The organism is Streptomyces sp. GLSS-08 (assembly GCF_056387915.1).
The window spans coordinates 196,842-216,993 of sequence record NZ_JBWJAQ010000003.1 but is presented as its reverse complement, the minus strand read 5'-3'; the positions used below and the strand labels follow the sequence as shown (position 1 = coordinate 216,993).

The 20,152-nt window shown below is 75.3% G+C and carries 1 protein-coding gene; it reads right to left on the bottom strand.

Going from position 1 to position 20,152, the window contains the following annotated elements; genetic code table 11:
• Window positions 1-105 precede the first annotated feature (105 nt).
• A complete protein-coding gene (locus tag AC0ZLC_RS06375) occupies window positions 106-20,148 on the bottom strand; it encodes a non-ribosomal peptide synthase/polyketide synthase (RefSeq protein ID WP_476750894.1) in 20,043 nt (6,680 codons plus the stop codon).
• Window positions 20,149-20,152 lie beyond the last annotated feature (4 nt).

Below are 20,152 nucleotides of genomic sequence, written 5' to 3'. Positions count from 1 at the left end.
TCCTGTTCCCGGCGGACCGGGCGGCTGCGGTGGGCGCGCGGGGCGGTGGCGCCCGGCGCCCGCGGCACCTCCGGCCGCTCGCGGCGTCACTGCGGCGGGGGATCGTCACCGGCCGCCCCGCGCGTGCCGGGCGATGTGGCGCAGTGCGTCGGCGAACTCCTCGGCGACGCCGCGCACGGTCTCCGTGTCGTGCAGACCGGTCCGGTGGTGCCACGTGAAGGCGAGGCGTCCGTGCTGCACCGCGCCCACCACTTCGAGGGGGTGCGATCCGCTGTCCCGCGGGTCGTGGTCCCGGCCGAAGGAACCGTGCTCGGCGCGGACGAGGCCGGTGCCCGGGGCGGCCGGGCGGGCGTCCCACTGGCCGAGGTAGTTGAACACCACCTGTCCGTGCGCCGCCGAGCCGAGCCGCTCGCGGACCTCCGGCGAGCCGTACGTGCGCAGCGCGCCGTAGCCGAGCCCGTTCCCCGGCACCGTACGCAGCTGACGGCGCACCGACTTCACCAGGGCGCGCCAGTCGCGGGCGGGACCGAGGTCGTCCGGGTCGGGTACCTGGAGGGCCACCGGGTGGACGGTGGTGAACCAGCCGACCGTGCGGGAGAGGTCGACCCCGTCGAGCACGTCCTCGCGACCGTGCCCCTCGAGGTCCAGGCGGACGCGGTCGCGTCCGCTCCAGCGGGCGAGCGCCAGGGCCAGCGCGGAGAGCAGGACGTCGTTGACGCGGGTGCGGTAGGCGGTGGGTGCGGAGCGCAGCAGCGCCGCGGTGTCCTCCTCGTCGAGTTCCACGGTGAGCACGCGTGCTTCGCCGGCGTCCGCTCCGGGGGCTGCGGCGGCCGGCAGTTGCTCGACGGTCACCGCCTCCTCCCAGTAGGGGAGTTCGTGGTCGAGGCCGCCTTCGGCGACGTGCGCGGCGAGGGCCCGGACCCAGTCGCGGAAGGAGGTGCTGCGCTCCCCCAGCGTCACGGTCTCGCCCCGCGTCGCCTGCCGGTAGGCCGCTTCCAGGTCGTCGCTCAGGATCCGCCAGGACACGGCGTCCACGACGAGGTGGTGGGCGACCAGGAGCAGGAACGCGGGCCGGTCCGCCCCGCCGGTGAACAGCCCCGCCCGCAGCAGCGGACCGTGGGCGAGGTCGAAACCGGCGTGCAGGTCGTCGGCGGCCCGCTCCATGGCGTCGTCGGCCTGCGCCGGCGACAGTCCCGTCAGGTCGTACCGGGCGAGGACACGGTCGCCGTCGCCGTCGGCGGGCGGCGGGTTGAACTGGTGCCAGCCGTCGTTCTCCCGGGTGAAGCGCATGCGGACGGCGTCGTGGTGTTCCAGCAGCGCGTCCAGGGCCGTGGCGAGGGCCACCGGGTCGGGCGGGCCGTCGAGTTCCAGCAGCACGGACTGGTTGAAGTGGTGGTGGCTGTGGCGCGGGGTGGTGAGGAACCACTCCTGGATGGGGGTGAGCGGCACCTCCCCGGTCGCCGGGCCGTCCCCGGCGCGCTCGGGCGCGGCGCCGACGACGGTGGCGAGTTCGGCCACCGTCTGGTGGGTGAACAGGTCGCGGGTGGCCAGGTGCAGGCCGTCGCGCCGCAGCCGCGACACGACCTGCATGCTCAGGATCGAGTCGCCGCCGAGGTGGAAGAAGTTGTCGTCGGCGCCGACGCCGTCCACGCCGAGCACGTCCTCCCAGATGCGGGCGATGTGGCGTTCGGTGTCGGTGCGCGGTGCGGTGCGCGGGCCGCCGGCCGCGTGCGCCGGACCGGGTGCGGGCAGGGCACGGCGGTCGGTCTTGCCGTTCGGGGTGAGCGGCAGCCGCTCCAGGGGTACGAAGGCCGCCGGGATCATGTGGGGAGGCAGCAGCCCGGCGAGATGCTCGCGCAGTTCGGCGAGGGGCAGTTGAGCGGGAGCGCCCTGCTCGGGGACGACGTACGCCACCAGTCGTCCGTGACCCTTGGCGGTCCCGTCGCCCGAGTCCTCGGCGCGGACGACGGCCACCGCGTCGCGCACCAGGGAGCTGCGGCGCAGCGCGCTCTCGATCTCTCCCGGTTCGATCCGGAATCCGCGCAGCTTGATCTGGTCGTCGGCGCGTCCGGCGAAGCGGAGCCGGCCGTCGGTTCCCCAGCGCACCAGGTCGCCGGTGCGGTACATCCGCTCCCCCGGTTCGCCGAACGGGTCGGCGGTGAACCGCTGGGCGGTCAGGCCGGGGCGGTTCAGGTAGCCGCGGGCCAGTCCGGGGCCCGCCACGTACAGTTCGCCGGTCACGCCGGGCGGGACGGGGCGGCGGGCCGCGTCGAGGACGTACACGCGGGTGGCGCCGGCCGGGCGGCCGATCGGCGGGGCGCCCGCCTCCGGAGTCAGGGGGCCGGTCCAGGTGGCGACGACGGTGGCCTCCGTGGGCCCGTAGGAGTTGATCATGCGCCGGCCGGGGGCCCAGCGCTGGACCAGGTCGGCCGGGCACGCCTCTGCGCCGACGATCAGGGTGCGCAGGTGGGGCAGGGCGCCGGCCGCCTCGGGCGGCACGGTGGCCAGCGCGGCCGGGGGGATCAGGGTGTGTGTGACGGCCCGGTCCGCGAGGATCTGGGCCAGCCGCTCGCCGACCAGAGGGCCCTCCTCGCCGGTCACCAGGGCGGCACCGGTGAGCAGGGAGACGCACAGCTCCAGGACGGAGGCGTCGAAGCTGGGCGAGGCGAACTGCAGGACCCGGTCACCGGGGCCCGCGGCGTAGCGGTCGGCGGCGGCCGCGGCGAAGGCGGCCAGTCCGCTGTGCGTGACCACGACGCCCTTGGGCGTTCCGGTGGACCCGGAGGTGTAGATCACGTAGGCCGGGTGGTGAGGGGTGAGCGCGGTGGTGCGGTCCGCGTCGGTGGGCGCGGTGTCGGGCCCCGCCTCGACCCACACGTCGGCCGGGTCGTCCAGGGCCAGCGCGGCGCCCGCGTCGCGCACCATGAACTCCCGTCGCTGCTCGGGGTAGGCGGGGTCCACGGGCAGGAAGGCCGCGCCGGTCTTGGCGACGGCGAGCTGGGCCACCACCGTCTCCGCCGCGCGGGGCAGGGCCAGGGCGACGATCCGCTCGGGTCCGGCGCCGCGGCCGATGAGCCGGTGGGCCAGCCGGTTGGCGGCGCGTTCCAGCTCCGCGTAGGTCAGCTGCCGGCTGCCGTCCGCGAGGGCCACCGCGTCGGGGGTGCGGGATGCCTGTCGCTGGAACAGTTCCGGCAGGGTCGCTGCCGGCACCGGCCGGGCGGTGTCCCGGCCCTGGTCCAGGAGGGCCTTCAGTTCCTCGTCGGTCGCCAGCGGGAGCGCGCCGAGGGGCCGGTGCGGGTCGTCGGCGACGGCGGTGAGGAGGGTGCCGAGCTGGTCGGCCATGCGTTCGGCGGTGGCCGCGTCGAACAGGTCCGTGTTGTAGGTGAGCAGGCCGTGCAGGGCACCGGAGTCCGTCTCGGCGAACTCCAGGGTGAGGTCGAACGCCGCCTGCTGGAGGTCCGGTTCGATGTCGGAGACGTCGAGGCCGGGCAGGTCGAGATCGGCCGCCGGCGTGTTCTGCAGGACGACCATGACCTGGAAGAGCGGGGTCCGGCTCGTGTCGCGGACCGGCTGCACCTCGTCCACCACCTGCTCGAACGGCACCTCCTGGTGGGCGAAGGCGTCCAGCACCGTGCGCCGTACGTCGGCGAGGAACTCCGGGAAGGGGCGGTCGGTGTCCACCCGGGAGCGCAGGACCAGGGTGTTGACGAAGAAACCGATCAGGTTCTGGGTCTCCGGCCGGTCGCGGCCCGAGGTGACGGTGCCGACGGCGACGTCCCGCTCGCCGGACAGCCGGGCGAGGAACGTCTGCGCGGCGGCGACGAGTGTGGTGAACAGGGTGGCGCCGCGGTCCCGGCCGACCTGGGTGAGGCGGCGGGCCGTACGGGGCGGCAGGACCAGGCGGGCGGTCGCGCCGTTGCTGGTGCGCACCGCCGGGCGCGGCCGGTCGGTGGGCAGGTCCAGCGGTTCGGTGCCGGCCAGCTGTTCCTTCCAGTAGGCGAGGTGTTCGGCGGCACCGCTTGCGCCCGAGGTGCGCTGCCAGTGGGCGTAGTCGGCGTACTGGACGGGCAGCGGCGGCAGTTGGCCGGTGGTGGCGTCGAGTTCGGCCCGGTAGAAGTGGGCGAGGTCATCGGCCAGCACGGACGTCGACCAGCCGTCGGTGACGATGTGATGCAGGGTCAGGTTCAGCACGTGGTCGTCGTCGGCCAGCCTGAGGAGTGCGGCGCGCATGAGCGGGCCCTGGCGCAGGTCGAAGGGGCGGGTGCGCTCGGCCGCCGGCAACTGGTGCAGCCGGTCCGCGCGTTCGTCCTCCGGCAGCCGCGAAAGGTCGTGCAGCGGCAGCGCGACGTCCTTGGGCGGGTGGACGATCTGCACGCCGTGGCCGTCCAGCGAGTCGAAGGTGGTCCGCAGCGACTCGTGCCGGGCGACCAGTGCGCGCAGGGCCTCGGCGAGTGCGCCGGCGTCGAGCGCGCCGCGCAGACGCAGCGCGAGCGCCGTGACGTACTCGGCGCCGCCGGGTGCGAACTCCTCAAGGAACCACAGGCGTTGCTGGGCGTATGACATCGGCGGCGCCGCGTCGCGGGCGACCGGGACGATGGCGGGCACGTCGGCCTCACCGGTCCGCCGCCGCGTGAGCAGGACGGCGAGCGCGGCCGGGGTGGGGTGGGCGAACACCGCGCGGGGCGACAGATCCGTCCCGAACGTCTCGGCCAGCCGCGAGGCGAGCCGGATGCTGAGGATCGAGTCACCGCCCAGCTGGAAGAAGTCGTCCTCCATACCGGGCCTTTCGACGCCGAGGACCTCGGCGAAGACCTCCGCCGTGCGGCGTTCCGCTTCGGTGCGGGCCTCGACGTGCCTGCCGTGCCCGGCGCCGGCGTCCGGCGCCGGGAGCGACGCCCGGTCCACCTTGCCGTTGCGGCTGAGCGGGAGGGCCGGCAGCGGGACGAACGCGGAAGGCACGAGGTAGTCGGGCAGGGTGCGTCCGGCGAACGCCCTGAGGTCCATTGCGTCCTCGCCCGCGGGCCCGACGACGTAGGCCACCAGGCGCTTGCCGCCGGGCCGGTCCTCCCGTGCCACGACGGCCACGTCGCTGACGCCGGGGTGCGTCGCGAGCGCCGCCTCCACCTCGCCGGGTTCGACCCGGAAGCCGCGGATCTTCACCTGGTCGTCGGCGCGGCCCAGGAACTCGATCGTGCCGTCGAGGTGGCGGCGGGCCAGGTCTCCGGTGCGGTACATGCGGGCGCCGGGCGGCCCGTAGGGGTCCGCCGGGAACCGGGCCGCGGTGTCACCGGGGCGGCCGAGGTAGCCGCGCGCCACGCCTTCGCCGGACACGAACAGCTCGCCGGCGCAGCCCGGCGGGACGGGCCGCATGCGGGTGTCCAGGAGGTGGATCCGCAGATCGTCGAGCGGGTGGCCGATCGGCACGGTGCCGGGCACCCGCTCCGGGTCGGTGAGGGCGAAGGACGTGGCGAACGTCGTGGTCTCGGTCGGTCCGTAGCCGTCCACCACGGTCAGGCCGGGGCAGGCGGCCAGTACCCGGCGTACGGCCGCGGCGGGGACCACGTCACCGCCGGTCCACACCTGGCGCAGCCCCGCGAAGCAGTCCGGCGCGTCCTGGGACAGCAGCCGGAACACGCCTGCCGTCAGCCACACCGCCGTCAGCCCGCCGTCCGCGGCCCGGCGACGCAGCAGGGCCGCGTCCACGGTCCCCTCGGGGGCCACCACCACGCAGCCGCCGTTGAGCAGGGGCGCCCACACCTCGAACGTGGCGGCGTCGAAGGCCACCGGCGAGTGCAGCAGCACGCGGTCGCACACGCCGCCGGTGAAGCGGCTGTCGGTGGCCAGCGACGCCACGTCGCGGTGCCGGACCGCCACGGCCTTGGGCCGGCCGGTGGATCCGGAGGTGAACATGACGTACGCCAGGCGGTCGGGGTCGGCGGACGGCAGCACGGCTTGTGCCGGTGGCGCGGTACGCGCCGCGGCGACTTCCTCGGCGGTCAGCCGGACCGTGACGCCCGCCTCGGCGAGGAGGGCGCGCCGCCGGTCCTCGGGAGCGCGGGTGTCCACCGGCAGGTAGGCGCAGCCCGCCTTGAGGACCGCGAGCTGGGCGGCGACGAGTTCGGCGGAGCGGTCCATGAGCAGGGCGATCCGGTCCTCGGGCGCCGGACGTCCGGCCAGCAGCGACGCGGCCAGGGCGTCCGACCAGTCGGCGAGCTGCCGGTAGGTCACCCGGCGGTCGCCGTCGGACAGCGCCGGTGCGTCCGGGGTGCGCCGGACCTGCTCGGCGAACAGGTCGACGGGGCTGCGGGGCGGTGCCTGCCGGGCGGTGGTGTTCCACCGCTCCAGCAGTTCGCGGTCGGCGGCGCTGAGGATGTCCAGGCCGTCCACGTCGCCCTCGGCGCCGTCGACGAAGCGGGTGAGCAGGGCGGCCAGGCGGGACGCGGCGCGCTCGACGGTGGTCCGGTCGAACAGCGTGGAGTCGTAGGCCAGGTCGAAGCCGAGCCGGTCGGTGAGGTGGGCGCGCAGGCAGAGCGGGAAGGTGGTGGCGTCCTCGGCGTGCACCTCCTCGACGTTCACCCCCGTCCTGGCGGTCGCGGCCTCGTCGACGGGGTAGTTCTCGAAGACCACCATGCTGTCGAACAGGGCTTCGCCCGCCGGGACTTCGCTCAGCGCCTGGATGCGGGGCAGTGCGAGGAAGTCGAATCGCCGGGCGTCGCTCTGCTCCTCCTGCAGCCCGCGCAGCCAGGGCAGGACGCCGTCCGCGGGGATGCGGACGCGGGTGGGCACGGTGTTGATGAACATGCCGACCATGGAGTCCACACCCGGCAGTTCGGCCGGGCGGCCGGAGGCGGTGGTGCCGAAGACGACGTCGCGGCGCCCGCTGTAGCGGGCCAGCAGCAGCGCCCACATGCCCTGTACCACGGTGTTGACGGTCAGTCCGTTGCGGGCGGCCGTCTCCCGCAGCCGCCGGGAGAGCCGTTCGTCGAGTTCGTGGTGCACGGCGTCGGCGGCGCGGGCCCGGTGCGCCTCGGCGGGTGTGCGGTCGTACGGCAGCGGGGTGCGTGCCGTGAACCCGGCGAGGGCGTCGGTCCAGTGGCGGTCGGCCGCTGCCTCGTCCTGGTCGCGCAGCCAGCCGAGGAAGTCGGCGAAGGGCCTCCGCAGCGGCGGGGCGAGGTCCGTGCCCGTGGTGAGCGCGGCGTACCGCTCGCACACCTCGGTGAGCAGTTGCCCGGTGCTCCAGCCGTCGAGGATCAGATGGTGCGAGGACCACAGCAGCAGCACCTCGTCGCCGGGGAGGGCGGCCAGGGTGATGCGGGTGAGCGGCGCGCGGGTCAGCTCCATGCCCGCTGCCCGGTCCTCGGTGAGCAACCGTTGCGTGGCTTCCGCTCGTTGACCGGGTGTCAGGTCACGCCAGTCCAGGTGGGTGACGGGCAGTTCGACGCGCTGGTGGACCACTTGTACGGGGTGCGGCAGGCCCTGCCAGTGGACGCTCGTGCGCAGGGCCGGTGTGTGGTCGGCGAGCTGCCGCCAGGCGGCGGCGAACGCCCGCGGGTCGGCCACGCCCGACAGACGCACGGCCGTCCGGTCGAAGTAGGCGCCCGCCGTGTCGACCAGCCCGTGGAAGAGCATGCCGGACTGCAGGGGCGTGAGTGGCAGGACGTCCGCCACGTGCCGTCCGTCGCCGACCAGCCGGTCCAGCTGGTCCTGGGTGAGTCCGGCGAGCGGGAAGTCGGACGGGGTGCGGCCGCCGGCGTCCGGGGAGGCGCAGTGCGCCACGATGGCGCGCAGGGCAGCGCACATCTCCTCGGCCAGGCGCCGCACGGTCGTCTCGTCGTAGACGGCGGTCGGGTAGGTCCAGCCGAGTTCGAGCCTGCCGTCCTGGACGACGCCCGTGACGTCCAGGAGGTAGGGGCGGGGTTCGTCCGGGTGGGTGTCGCGGCCGGCCGGCGGGAGCGCGGCCCGGTAGAGGCCGGTGCCGTGGGCACCGCCGGCGTCCCACTGGCCGTGGTAGTTGAAGCCGACCCGCGGCGCGCGGGCGCCGGCCAGCGGGCTGTCGGGCAGCAGGTGGCGCAGCGCGCCGTGGCTCAGACCGCGCAGCGGCACGGCGCGCAGCGTCTCCTTCACGGACCGCAGGACATCGCCCCAGCCGGTGCCGGCCGGGACGGTCAGGGCCAGGGGGAACTCGGCGGTGAACCAGCCGACGGTCCGCGACAGGTCCACGTCTTCGAAAAGGTCCTCGCGGCCGTGTCCCTCGACGCCGACCAGGACGGTGTCGCGTCCGCACCAGTCGGCCAGCGTGCGGCCGAGAGCACTGAGCAGGACGTCGTTGACCTGGGTGCGGTACACCTCGGGGACCTGGCGCAGCAGCGCGTCGGTCTCCGCCGCCTCCAGGGTGACGGTGACGGTGGCGGCGGTGCCGTAGGTGTTGGGGCCGGTGCGGCCGGCGGGCAGGTCGGCGGGGGCGGCGCAGGTCCTGGTCCAGTGGGCCAGGTCTGCGTCGAGGGCACCGGAGCGGGTGTGCCGCTCCAGGCGGGCCGCCCACTGTCCGTAGGTGGTCCCCTCGGCGGGCAGGTCGAGGGGGCGCCCGGCTGCCGCGGCGCGCTGGGCGCTCTCCAGGTCCGCGAGCAGGATGCGCCAGGAGACGCCGTCCACGACCAGGTGATGGGCGGTGATCAGCAGGTGCGCGGGGCGGTCCGGGCCGCGGTCCAGGAGCAGGACCCGGACGACCCGGCCCTCGGCGGGGTCGAGCGAGGCCTGTGCGGCCTCCGCCGCCCGCTGCGTCTCCGCCTCCAGCGCAGGCCCGTCGAGACGGGCCACGTCGTGGTGGGTGCAGACGCCTTCGGGTGCCTCCGGCAGCACTTCCTGGTACCAGCCGTCGCCGTTGCGCAGGAACCGGGTGCGCAGGGCGGGGTGGTGGCGTACGAGGGCGCCCACTGCCTGACGAACCGCCAGCAGGTTGGTACCGACGGGCAGTTCCAGGCGCTGGGTCATGGTGAAGCGCAGCGGGTCGCCGGGATCGCGGCCGTCGAGGTACCAGCGCTGGATCGGGGCCAGGGGGGCTTCGGCGGGCGCGGCTTCGTCGGCCGCCGCCGGGCGCGGGTCGGTGTCGGCGACGCGCAGGGCGAGTTCGGCGACGGTCTGGTGGCGGAAGACGTCCTTGGTGGTGAGGGCGAGGCCGGCCTGGCGGGCCCGGGAGACGATCTGGATGCTGAGGATCGAGTCGCCGCCGAGCGAGAAGAAGTTGTCCCGCGCGCCCACCCGCTCGACGCCGAGGACCTCCGCCCAGATCGCGGCGAGGCGCTCCTCGGTGCCGGGCCGGGGTGCCACGTACGGCGTCGTGGTGTCGGGCTGGGCCGGCGGGGCGGGCAGGGCGCGCCGGTCGGTCTTGCCGCTGGTGGTGCGCGGTATCCGCGTCAGCGGGACGAACGCCGCGGGCACCATGTGGTCCGGCAGTGTCCGGCGCAGCCGGACCCGCAGTTCGTCGGCGGGCGGGGTGTGCTCACCGGCGGGCACCAGGTACGCCACCAGCATGAGACGGCCGCCGTGCTCGCGGGCGGTCACCACGGCCTCGGCGACGTCCGGGTGGGCCAGGAGTGCGGCCTCCACCTCGCCGGGTTCGATGCGAAAGCCCCTGATCTTGACCTGTTCGTCGGTCCGGCCGAGGAACTCCAGCCGCCCGCCGGTGTCCCAGCGAGCCCGGTCACCGGTGCGGTACATCCGCTCCCCCGGCTCCCCGAAGGGGTCGGCCAGGAAGCGTGCGGCGGTCAGGCCGGGCCGGTTCAGGTAGCCGCGGGCCACCTGCGCCCCGGCGAGGTACAGCTCACCGGGGGTGCCGGGCGGCACCGGCCGCAGGGCGCCGTCGAGGACGTAGGCGCGCAGGTTGCGGCCGGGGCGGCCGATGACGGGACGCCCGGGGTGTTCGGCGCAGCGCCCGTAGACGGCGTCGACGGTGCATTCGGTGGGGCCGTACATGTTGTACGCGGTGACGCCGAGGTCGCTGTCCGCCGCGCACAGCTCCTGCCAGGCGGTGCTGCCGACGGCCTCGCCGCCCACGAGCAGCAGGCGCGGGTGGTGGCGGCCGGGGGCGAGGAGTCCGGCCGCGGTCAGTTCGCGCAGGAAGGACGGGGTCACGTTGACCAGGTCCAGCCGCCGGTCGTCGACGAGGGCGCAGAAAGCGTCGGGGTCCAGGCGGACGTCCTCGTCGACGAGGTGCACCTCCTGGCCGAGGGCGAGGAGGAGAGGGCCTTCCCAGGACGTGTCGAAGGAGAACGACGCGCTCAGCGCGGCCCGCAGCCGGCGCCCGTCCGCGGTGTGCGGCGCGACGAGGCCTTCGCGGTGGTCGTGGCAGAGGTTGACCAGGTGGCGGTGTTCCACGGCGACGCCCTTGGGGCGGCCGGTGGAGCCGGAGGTGTAGACGAGGTAGGCGGCGTTCTCCGGCCGCAGCGGCAGGCGCCGGTCGGCGTCGGTGGGGGCGTGCGCGGGCAGCCGGTCCCAGGGCACCTCGCGCAGGGTGCCGGCCGTCACGACGGTGTGCGGCGCGGCGTCCGCGAGGAGGAACGCGACGCGCTCCTCGGGCAGTTCGGGGTCCAGGCAGAGCAGGGTCCCGCCGGACTTGAGGACGGCGAAGAGTGCCACCAGCAGGTCGGAGGTGCGCGGCAGGCGGACGGCGATCACGCGTTCCGGGCCGGCGCCCAGCGCGATCAGGTGGTGGGCGAGCCGGTTGGCGCGGTCGTCGAGGGCCGCGAAGTCCAGCGTGGCGTCCCGGGCCACCAGGGCGGTGGCGTGGGGGGACCGTGCGGCCTGCGCCTCGAACAGGGCGGGGAAGGTGGTGTCCGCGGCCGGGAGTCGCGCCCCCTGCCAGCTGTCGAGCACCTGGCGTCGTTCGCTGCCGGTCATCAGCGGCAGCGCGCCGGTCTCCCGTCCGGGGTCCTCGGCGACGGCGTCCAGCAGCATCCGCAGCCGGCCGGCCAGGCGCTCGGCGGTGGCCGCCGTGAACAGGCCGGTGTTGTACTCCAGATAGCCGGTGATGCCCCCGTCGCGTTCCACGAAGTCGAAGGCGAGGTCGAAGGTGGCGTTGCGGACCGGCGGCGTGAGCGGTTCGACGTCCAGCCCCGGGAGTCCGGGGACTTCGGCACCCAGGTTGTGCAGCGCGACCATGACCTGGAACAGCGGGGTGCGGCTGGTGTCCCGTTCGGGCTGGAGGGCGTCCACCAGCCGTTCGAAGGGGACCTCCTGATGGGCGAACGCCTCCAGGACGGTGGTGCGCACCTGTTCCAGCAGGGCGCGGAAGGACTGTCCGGGGCGCACCCGGTTGCGGAGCACCAGCGTGTTGACGAACATGCCGACCACGTCGTGGAGTTCGGGCCGGTCGCGGCCCGCGGTCACGGTGCCGACGGCGACGTCCTCCTGGTCGGCCCAGCGGGACAGCAGCACGGTGCAGGCCGTCACGAGGGTCATGTAGAGGGTGGCGTCGGCCTCGTGGCCCCTCTCGCGCAGCCGCTCCGTCAGGGCGGCGGGGAGTGCGAAGGTCACCAGGGCCCCGTCGCGGGTGCGCACGGCGGGGCGAGGCCGGTCGGTGGGCAGCTCCAGCGGTGCCAGGCCGTCCAGCGTCTCGCGCCAGTGGGCGAGTTGGTCGTCGGCCTGCTCGGTGCGGGCGCGCTGCCAGGCCGCGTAGTCCGCGTACCGCACGGGCAGGTCGGGCAGGTCGGCGCGGCGGCCCTCCAGCGCCGCCGCGTACAGCTCGCTCAGGTCCCGCCCGAGGACGGCGACGGACCAGCCGTCGGTGGCGATGTGGTGGACGGCGAGGACGAGCGCGTGGTCGTCGTCGGCCAGGCGTGCCAGCCGGGCCCGCAGCAGGGGCCCGGTGGCGAGGTCGAAGGGGGTGGCCGCCTCGCGCTCGACGAGCGCGTCCAGGGCCGGGCGGGTCCGGTCGGCGGGTGTGCCGGTGAGGTCGTCCAGTGTCAGTCGCGCCGGGTGCGGCGGGTGCACGATCTGCCGGGCCCGGCCGTCCTGTTCGGCGAACGTGGTGCGCAGTGCCTCGTGCCGGGCGACCAGGCCGTCCAGGGCGGCGCGCAGCGCGGCCTCGTCCAGCCGGCCGCGCAGCCGCAGCACGGACAGGGTCGTGTACTCGGTGCTGCCCGGCTCGAAGCGGTCGAGGAACCACAGCCGCTGCTGCGCGTACGACAGTGGCGGCGGGGTGTCCGGGTCCGCGACGGGTATCGCGCCCGCGGGTGTCGATCCGTCCGTGACCGGGTCACCGAGGGCGGCGGCCAGGGTGGCGAGCGTCGGGTGGGTGAACAGCAGCCGGGGCGAGACGTCCGCGCCGAACGCCGCACGCAGCCGGGAGGTCACGCGGACGGCGAGGATCGAGTCGCCGCCGAGCGCGAAGAAGTCGTCCTCCACGCCCGCCCCTTGCGCGTCCAGTACGTCCGCCCAGGCGGCGGCGACCAGGCGTTCGGCCGGGGTGCGCGGCGGAGTGCGGTCGGTGCCGGTGGCGAATCCGCCGGGTCCCGGGGCGGGCAGGGCGCGCCGGTCGAGCTTGCCGTTGGCGGTCAGCGGCAGCGCCGCCATGGGGACGTAGGCGGCCGGAACCATGTGTGCGGGCAGCAGCCGCTCCAGGTGGGCGCGGAGTTCGGCCGCGGACGGTGCGGCGGTGTGCTCCCCGTTGCCGGTGCCGACGACGTGCGCGACGAGCCGGCGCGTCCCCGAGGTGTCCTCGTGCACGCCGACGGCGGCGGCGCCGACGCCGGGGTGGGTGTGCAGGGCGGCCTCGATCTCACCGGGTTCGATGCGGTAGCCGCGGATCTTCACCTGCTGGTCGGCGCGGCCCAGGTACTCCAGCGTGCCGTCCGTCCGCCGGCGGGCCCGGTCGCCGGTGCGGTACATGCGGCTGCCGGGCTCGCCGAACGGGTCGGCGGGGAAGCGGGCGGCGGTCAGGCCGGGCCGTCCCAGATAGCCGCGGGCCAGGCCCTCCCCCGCCACGTACATCTCGCCGACGGCGCCGGGCGCCACGAGGGCCAGGTCGTCGTCGAGCACGTACACCCGCAGGTCGGGTATGCCCGTGCCGATGGGTCCCGCGGCGGCGGAACCGGCCGTCGTGCGGTCCAGGGGGGCGTACGTGACGTGCACGGTGGTCTCGGTGATGCCGTACATGTTGACCAGCCGCGGGGCGGTGTCCGGGTGGCGGGCGTACCAGCCGGACAGCCGCTCCACGTCCAGTGCCTCGCCGCCGAAGACAACCGTGCGCAGGGCCAGGCGTGCGCTGAGCCCGGGGTGTTCGGCGTCGGCCCGGACCAGCGGATAGAAGGCGGACGGGGTCTGGTTGAGGACGGTGACCCGCTCGTCCGCCAGCAGGCGCAGGAAGTCCTCCGGGGACCGGGCGGTGTCGTCGGGGACGACGACGAGCCGGCCGCCGTGCAGCAGGGCGCCCCACAGCTCCCAGACGGAGAAGTCGAAGGCGTAGGAGTGGAAGAGGGTCCACACGTCGTGCTCGTCGAAGCCGAACCAGTGACGGGTGCGGGTGAACAGGCGCACCACGTTGGCGTGCGGGACGACCACACCCTTGGGCCGGCCGGTGGAGCCGGAGGTGTAGATGGCGTAGGCGGGCGTCTCCGGCAGCGGGCGGCGGGCGGGGTCCGGCCCGGTGGCGGGACGCCCTTCGAGGTCGGCCTTGACCGCCGGGTCGTCCAGCAGGAGGGCGGGCACGCCGGTGCCCTGTGCCCGTCCGGCCGTCTCCGCGGTGGTCACCAGCGTGACGGCGTCGGCGTCCCGGAGCAGGTGGGCGATGCGTTCGGCGGGCAGCCGGGGGTCGATGGGCAGATAGGCGGCGCCCGTCTTGAGGACGGCGAGGACCGCCACGACCAGGTCGGTGGAGCGGGGCAGGGCGAGCGCCACGAACCGCTCGGGACCCGCGCCCGCCTCGGCGAGCCGGTGGGCGAGGCGGCCGGCCGCCGCGTCGAGCGCGCCGTAGGCGAGGCTGTCGCCCTCGTGGGTGACGGCGGGGGCGTCGGGGGTGCGGGCGGCCTGCGCCTCGAAGAGGTCCACCAGGGTCGAGTCGGGGCGGCCGTGCTCGGTGCCGTTGAAGTCGGTCAGCATCCGCCGCCGTTCCTCGGCGGTGGTCCACGGCAGGTCGCGCAGCGGCCGGTCGGGGTCCTCGGCGATCGCGGCCAGCAGCAGGCACAGGCGGTCGGCGAGCGCGCGGACGGTCGCGGCGTCGAAGAGGTCCGGGTCGTAGGCCAGGTCGAAGCCGAGCCGCTCGCCCTGGTAGGCGCGCAGCACGAGCGGGTAGTTGGTGGCGTCCCGGGAGGCGACGTCCACCAGGCGCACCCCCGAGGTGGCCGAACGGGCCTCGTCGAAGGGGTAGTTCTCGAAGGCGACCATGCTGTGGAAGAGCGGGGCGCCGGACGGCACGTCGCTCAGCGCGGTCAGTTCGGCCAGGGACACCGCCGCGAAGCGCCTCGACTCGGCCTGGGTGTCCTGGAGATCACGCAGCCAGGCGGTGGCCGTGCGGTGCCCTTCGACCCGGACGCGGGTGGGCAGGGTGTTGATGAACATGCCGACCATGGACTCCACGCCGGGCAGGTCGTCGGGGCGTCCGGAGACGGTGGTGCCGAACACCACGTCCCGTTCCGCGCCGTACCGGGCCAGCAGCAGCGCCCACGCGCCCTGCACCACCGTGTTCACGGTGAGCCCGGCGTCGCGGGCGGTCCGCGCGAGGCGTGCGGAGGCCGGTCCGGGGAGTCCGGCCGTGTGGACGCCCGCCGAGCGCGCCCCGTGCGCCTCGCGCAGCGGGCGGTCGGCGGGCAGTGGCGTCGGGGTGGCGAATCCGCGCAGGACCTCGCGCCAGTGCGCGCGTGCCGCGTCGGTGTCCTGGTCGGCCAGATGGCGGACGTAGTCGCTGAACGGCCGGCGCACGGGCGGGTGGGGCTCGCTTCCGGCGGTGAGTGCCGCGTACTCCTCGAACACCTCGGTGAGCACCTGGGCCAGGCTCCAGCCGTCCAGGATGAGGTGGTGCGAGGTCCACAGCAGGTGGAGCCGCGCGTCGGGCAGCCGGACCAGGGTCAGGCGCATCAGCGGCGCCGAGCCGAGGTCGATGCCGCGCGCCAGGTCCTCGGAGCGGAGCCGGGCGAACCGGTCCTCGCGCTCGCGCGGGTCCAGGTCGCGCCAGTCGTGGTGGGTCACGGGCACGCGGACGTCCCGGTGCACGATCTGGAGCGGTCGGGGCACGTCCTCCCAGACCACCGAGGTGCGCAGGGCGGGGGTGCGGTCGGTCACCCGCTGCCAGGCGACGGCAAGGGCGTGCGGGTCCGCGACGCCCTCCAGCAGGAGCGCGGCCTGGTCCACGTACACGTCGTCGGCGCCGCCGACCAGGCGGTGGAAGAGCATGCCCTCCTGGAGGGGGGTGAGCGGCAGCAGGTCCTCCACGCCGCGGCCGTCCCCGGCCAGCCGGTCCACGGCGGCCTGGTCGAGGTCCGCCAGCGGGAAGTCGGAGGGGGTGCGGCCGCCCGCGTCCGGGCGGGCGCAGTGCTCGGTGACGGCGGCCAGCGCGCGGACCATGCCGTCCGCCAGGTCGCGGACGGTGGCCGCCTCGTGCACCTGGTCGCTGTAGTGCCAGGTGATCTCCAGTTCCCCGTCGGCGACGACGGCCGAGACGTCCAGCAGGTGGTCCAGGGGCCGGTCGGGTGCGATGTCCCGGCCGGGCACCTCGGCTGCGGCCGGGGCGAAGTCGCGCCCGGCGTCGGCCTCCCACTGGCCGTGGTAGTTGAAGCAGACCTGGGGAAGCGGCAGTTCGCGCAGCGCACCGGCGGCGGGGTCGGGTGAGCCGAGGCGGGCCAGTGCCTCGAAGCCGAGGCCGCGCCGGGGTACGGCGCGCAGCCGCTCCTTCACCGACTTCAGCGTGGCGGCCCAGTCCGGCGCGGCCGGGGTTCCGGCCGGGGTGAGGGTGACCGGGTACTGGCTGGTGAACCAGCCGACCGTCCGCGACACGTCGAGCGCGTCGCCGAGGTCCTCGCGGCCGTGCCCCTCCAGAGCCACGGTCACGCGCTCGGTGCCCGCCCAGTCGGCGAGAACCCGGCCGAGGGCGCTGAGCAGCACGTCGTTGACCTGGGTGCGGTAGACACCGGGCACCCGGCGCAGCAGGGCCTCGGTGGTGGCGGCGTCGACCCGGGTGCGGACGGTGCGCACCGAGCCGGCGAGCGGGGTCGCGGGGTGGTCGACGGGCAGCGGGACGCGCGGTTCCCGTGCCTCGGCCGTCCAGTACGGCAGGTCGTCGTCGAGGTCGCCGGCCCGTACCCGCCGGGACAGCTGCGCCGCCCATGCGATGAACGGCGTGCCGACGGGCTCCAGTTGGAGGGGCTCGCCCGCGGCTGCCTGCCGGTAGGCCTGCTCCAGGTCGGCGAGGAGGATGCGCCAGGAGACGCTGTCCACGCCGAGGTGATGGGCCGTCAGGAAGAGTTGGGGCCGTTCACCTGACGGGGGCAGCAGCAGGGCCGCGCGCAGCAGGGCGCCGGTCTCCGGGTCCAGGGCCGCGCGGGCCGCGTCGGCCGCCTCGGCCCGGCCGGCGGCGAGGTCCGCGCCGCCGAGTGCGGTGAGGTCGTGGCGGGTGAGCAGCCCGGCCGCCGGACCGGCGCCGGGGTGCTGTCGCCAGGTGTCCCCGGTACGGACGAACCGGGTGCGCAGCGCCGCATGCTGGGCGGTCACGGCTTCCACGGCCCGGGTCAGGGCAGCCTCGTCGAGGTCGTGCGGCAGGTCGAGCAGCATCGACATGCTGAAGTGCCGCAGCGGCCCGTGGGTGGCGAAGAACCACTCCTGGACGGGGGTCAGCGGAGCGGGGCCCTCGTCCTGCGGCGAACGCGGGGCGGGCACCGCGGCGGCCTCCCGGCCGGACGCGGCGGCGGCCAGGTCGGCGACGGTCTGGTGGCGGAAGATGTCGCGCGAGGTGAGGTGCACTCCGGCGGCGCGGGCGCGGGAGACGACCTGGATGCTGAGGATGGAGTCCCCGCCGAGCTCGAAGAAGTTGTCGTCCGCGCCCACTTCGGCCACGCCCAGCACGTCCGACCAGATGCCGGCGAGCGTCTGCTCGGCGGGGGTGCGCGGGGCGGTGAACTGCCGCTCGCGGGGGGCGGTGTCGAGGTCGGGGGCGGGCAGCGCACGGCGGTCCAGCTTGCCGCTGGTGGTCAGCGGCAGTGCGTCCAGCGCGGTGAAGGAGGACGGCACCATGTGGTCGGGCAGGACGCGGCGGCAGGACGCCCGCAGTGCGGAGGCGGCGGGCCGGGCGGCGCCGGGGGCCGGTACGACGTAGGCGGCGAGCCGGGTGTGGCCGTGCGGGTCGGTCACCGCGACGACCGCGGCCGCGGTGAGGTCCGGCAGGTCCAGCAGCGCCGCCTCGACCTCGCCGGGTTCGATGCGGTGCCCGCGCACCTTGACCTGGTCGTCGGCGCGCCCGAGGTAGTCGAGACGTCCGTCGGCGGTCCAGCGGGCCAGGTCCCCGGTGCGGTACATCCGGCCGCCGGACGGTCCGAACGGGTCGGCCAGGAAGCGCGCGGCGGTCAGACCGGGGCGGCCGGCGTAACCGCGGGCCACCTGCTCCCCCGCCAGGTACAGTTCCCCGCCGACGCCGGGCGGCACGGGCCGCAGCCGGTCGTCGAGGACGTAGGCCCGCACGTTGGGCAGCGGGCGGCCCACCAGCGGACGGTCGTCGCCGTCGATGCGGCACGCCAGGGCGTCGACCGTGCACTCGGTGGGCCCGTAGAAGTTGTACGCGCTGACGTCCCGGTGGGCGGCGAGTTCCCGCCACAGGCCGGGGCCGAGGGCCTCGCCGCCCAGCATCAGCACCCGCGGGCGGTGCCGCGGGTCGGTGAGCAGTCCGGCGGGCAGCAGCTGCCGCAGGTAGGACGGCGTCAGGTCCAGGAAGTCGACGCGGTGCTCGACGACGTACTCGACGAGGGCGGCGGGGTCGAGCCGGGTCGCCTCGTCGACCAGGTGCAGCGGGTGGCCGTCGGCCATCAGCAGCACACCCTCCAGCGAGGTGTCGAAGGAGAACGACGCGGTCAGGGCCACCCGCAGCGGGCCGCCCCCGGCCTCGGCGACGAAGCCCTCCCGGTGACCTGCCAGCAGGTTCGTCAGGGACCGGTGCGACACGGCGACACCCTTGGGGCGCCCGGTGGATCCGGAGGTGTAGATGACGTACGCGGTGTGGTCCGGGTCGAGCGGAGCGAGCCGGTCGGTGTCGGCGGGGTCGGTGTCGGGGGCGGTGCCGGGCACCGAGCGCAGCATGGTCTCGTCCAGCACCAGGGCCGGCCGCGCGTCCTCGAGCAGGAAGCGGACGCGGTCGTCGGGCAGGTCGAGGTCGAGGGGCAGATAGCCGGCGCCGGACTTCCACACGGCGAGGATCGCCGTGATCATGTCGGCGGTGCGCGGCAGACGCAGCGCGACCAGCCGTTCCGGCCCGGCGCCCTGGGCGATGAGGTGATGGGCGAGGCGGTTGGCGCGGGCGTTGAGGGCCGCGTAGTCGAGCCGGGTGTCCCCGGCGACCAGGGCCGTGGCGTGCGGGATGCGGGCCGCCTGCCGCTGGAACAGCGCCGGGTAGGTGGTGGCGGGGACCGGCAGGCCGGTGGCGTTCCAGTCCTCGGTCACCCGCCGTGTCTCGCGCGGGGAGAGCAGGGAGACCGTGCCCAGGGGCCGGTCCGGTTCGGCGGCGGCACCGGTCAGCGTGCGCAGCAGCTGGTCCGCCATCCGCTCGGCGGTGGCCGCGTCGAACAGGTCGGTGCGGTATTCGAGCAGAGCGCTCAGGCCGTCCCCGTCGGGTATGAACTCCACGCTCAGGTCGAAGGTGGCGGCCCGCCGCTCCACGGTGACGGGTGAGATGGCCAGGCCGTGCGGCGCGGGTGCCTCGGGCGGGGACGGGTGCAGCAGGACCATCACGTCGAAGAGCGGGTTGCGGCCCGCCTCGCGGGTCGCGCCCACCGCCTCCACCAGCCGCTCGAACGGCGTGTCGCCGTGCGCGAACGCGTCGTTGACGGTCCGGGCCGCGGCGGCCAGCAGGTCGCGGAAGGATCCGGCGGTGTCCACGGGGGTGCGCAGGGCGATGGTGTTGGCGAAGAAGCCGACCGTCCGTTCCAGGTCGGTGCGGGAGCGTCCGGGCGTCAGGGAGCCGACGGTGATGTCGTCCTGGCCCGACCAGCGGGCCAGCAGCGCCTGGCAGGCGGCGGTCAGGGCGGTGAACAGGGTGGTGTGCCGCTCGGCCGCGAGCTGCCGCAGCCGGGCCGTGACGTCCGCGGGGACGGCGAAGGAGTGCACCGCGCCCGCTCCGGACTCCTCGCCGTGGCGCGAGCGGTCCAGCGGCAGCTCGGGCGCCACCGCGCCGGACAACTGGTCCTTCCAGTAATTTAGTTGGCGCTCCAGGGTGGGACCGGACAGCTGCTCTCGCTGCCATGCGGCGAAGTCCGGGTACTGCGTCGCCACCGGCGGCAGTGCCACCGCCGCACCGCGGGCCAGGGCGTCGTAGGCGGTGCACAGTTCCTGGAGCAGGACGCCCATCGACCAGCCGTCGGTGACGATGTGGTGGGCGGTCAGCAGCAGCACGTGCGAGGCATCCGACTCCCGGAGCAGCAGGGCGCGCAGCAGCGGGCCGGTGCTCAGGTCGAACGGGCGGGAGTACTCGTCCCGCAGCGCCGCCTCCAGGGCGTCCGCCCCGGCGGGCCGTTCACCCGTCCCGGTCCCGTCGGCCTCGCCGTCCCCGCCCGCGGCGTCCGGCACCGGCAGGTCGCGGACCGGCAGCGGTACGGGGCCCGCCGGGTGCACGGACTGTGCCGGGCGTCCGTCGACCTCATCGAACGTGGTGCGCAGCGCCTCGTGCCGCCCCACGACGGTGTCCAGGGCGCGGGAGAGCGCGGCCCGGTCCAGCGGTCCGGTGAACCGCAGCGCGACGGCGCTGTTGTAGCGGGCGTCGCCGGGCCGCAGCCGGTCCAGGAACCACAGCCGCTGCTGGGCGAAGGACAGCGGCAGCGGCCGGGTGCGGTCGGCGTGCGGGATGGCCTGCCGGGCGGGTGCGCCCGGCGCGCCGCCGGCCCGTCCGGCCAGCCGGCGGCGCAGCGCCTCCCGGAGGTCCTGGGGCAGTGCCTCGGCGCGGTTTCGCTTCGAAGACGTCATGGTC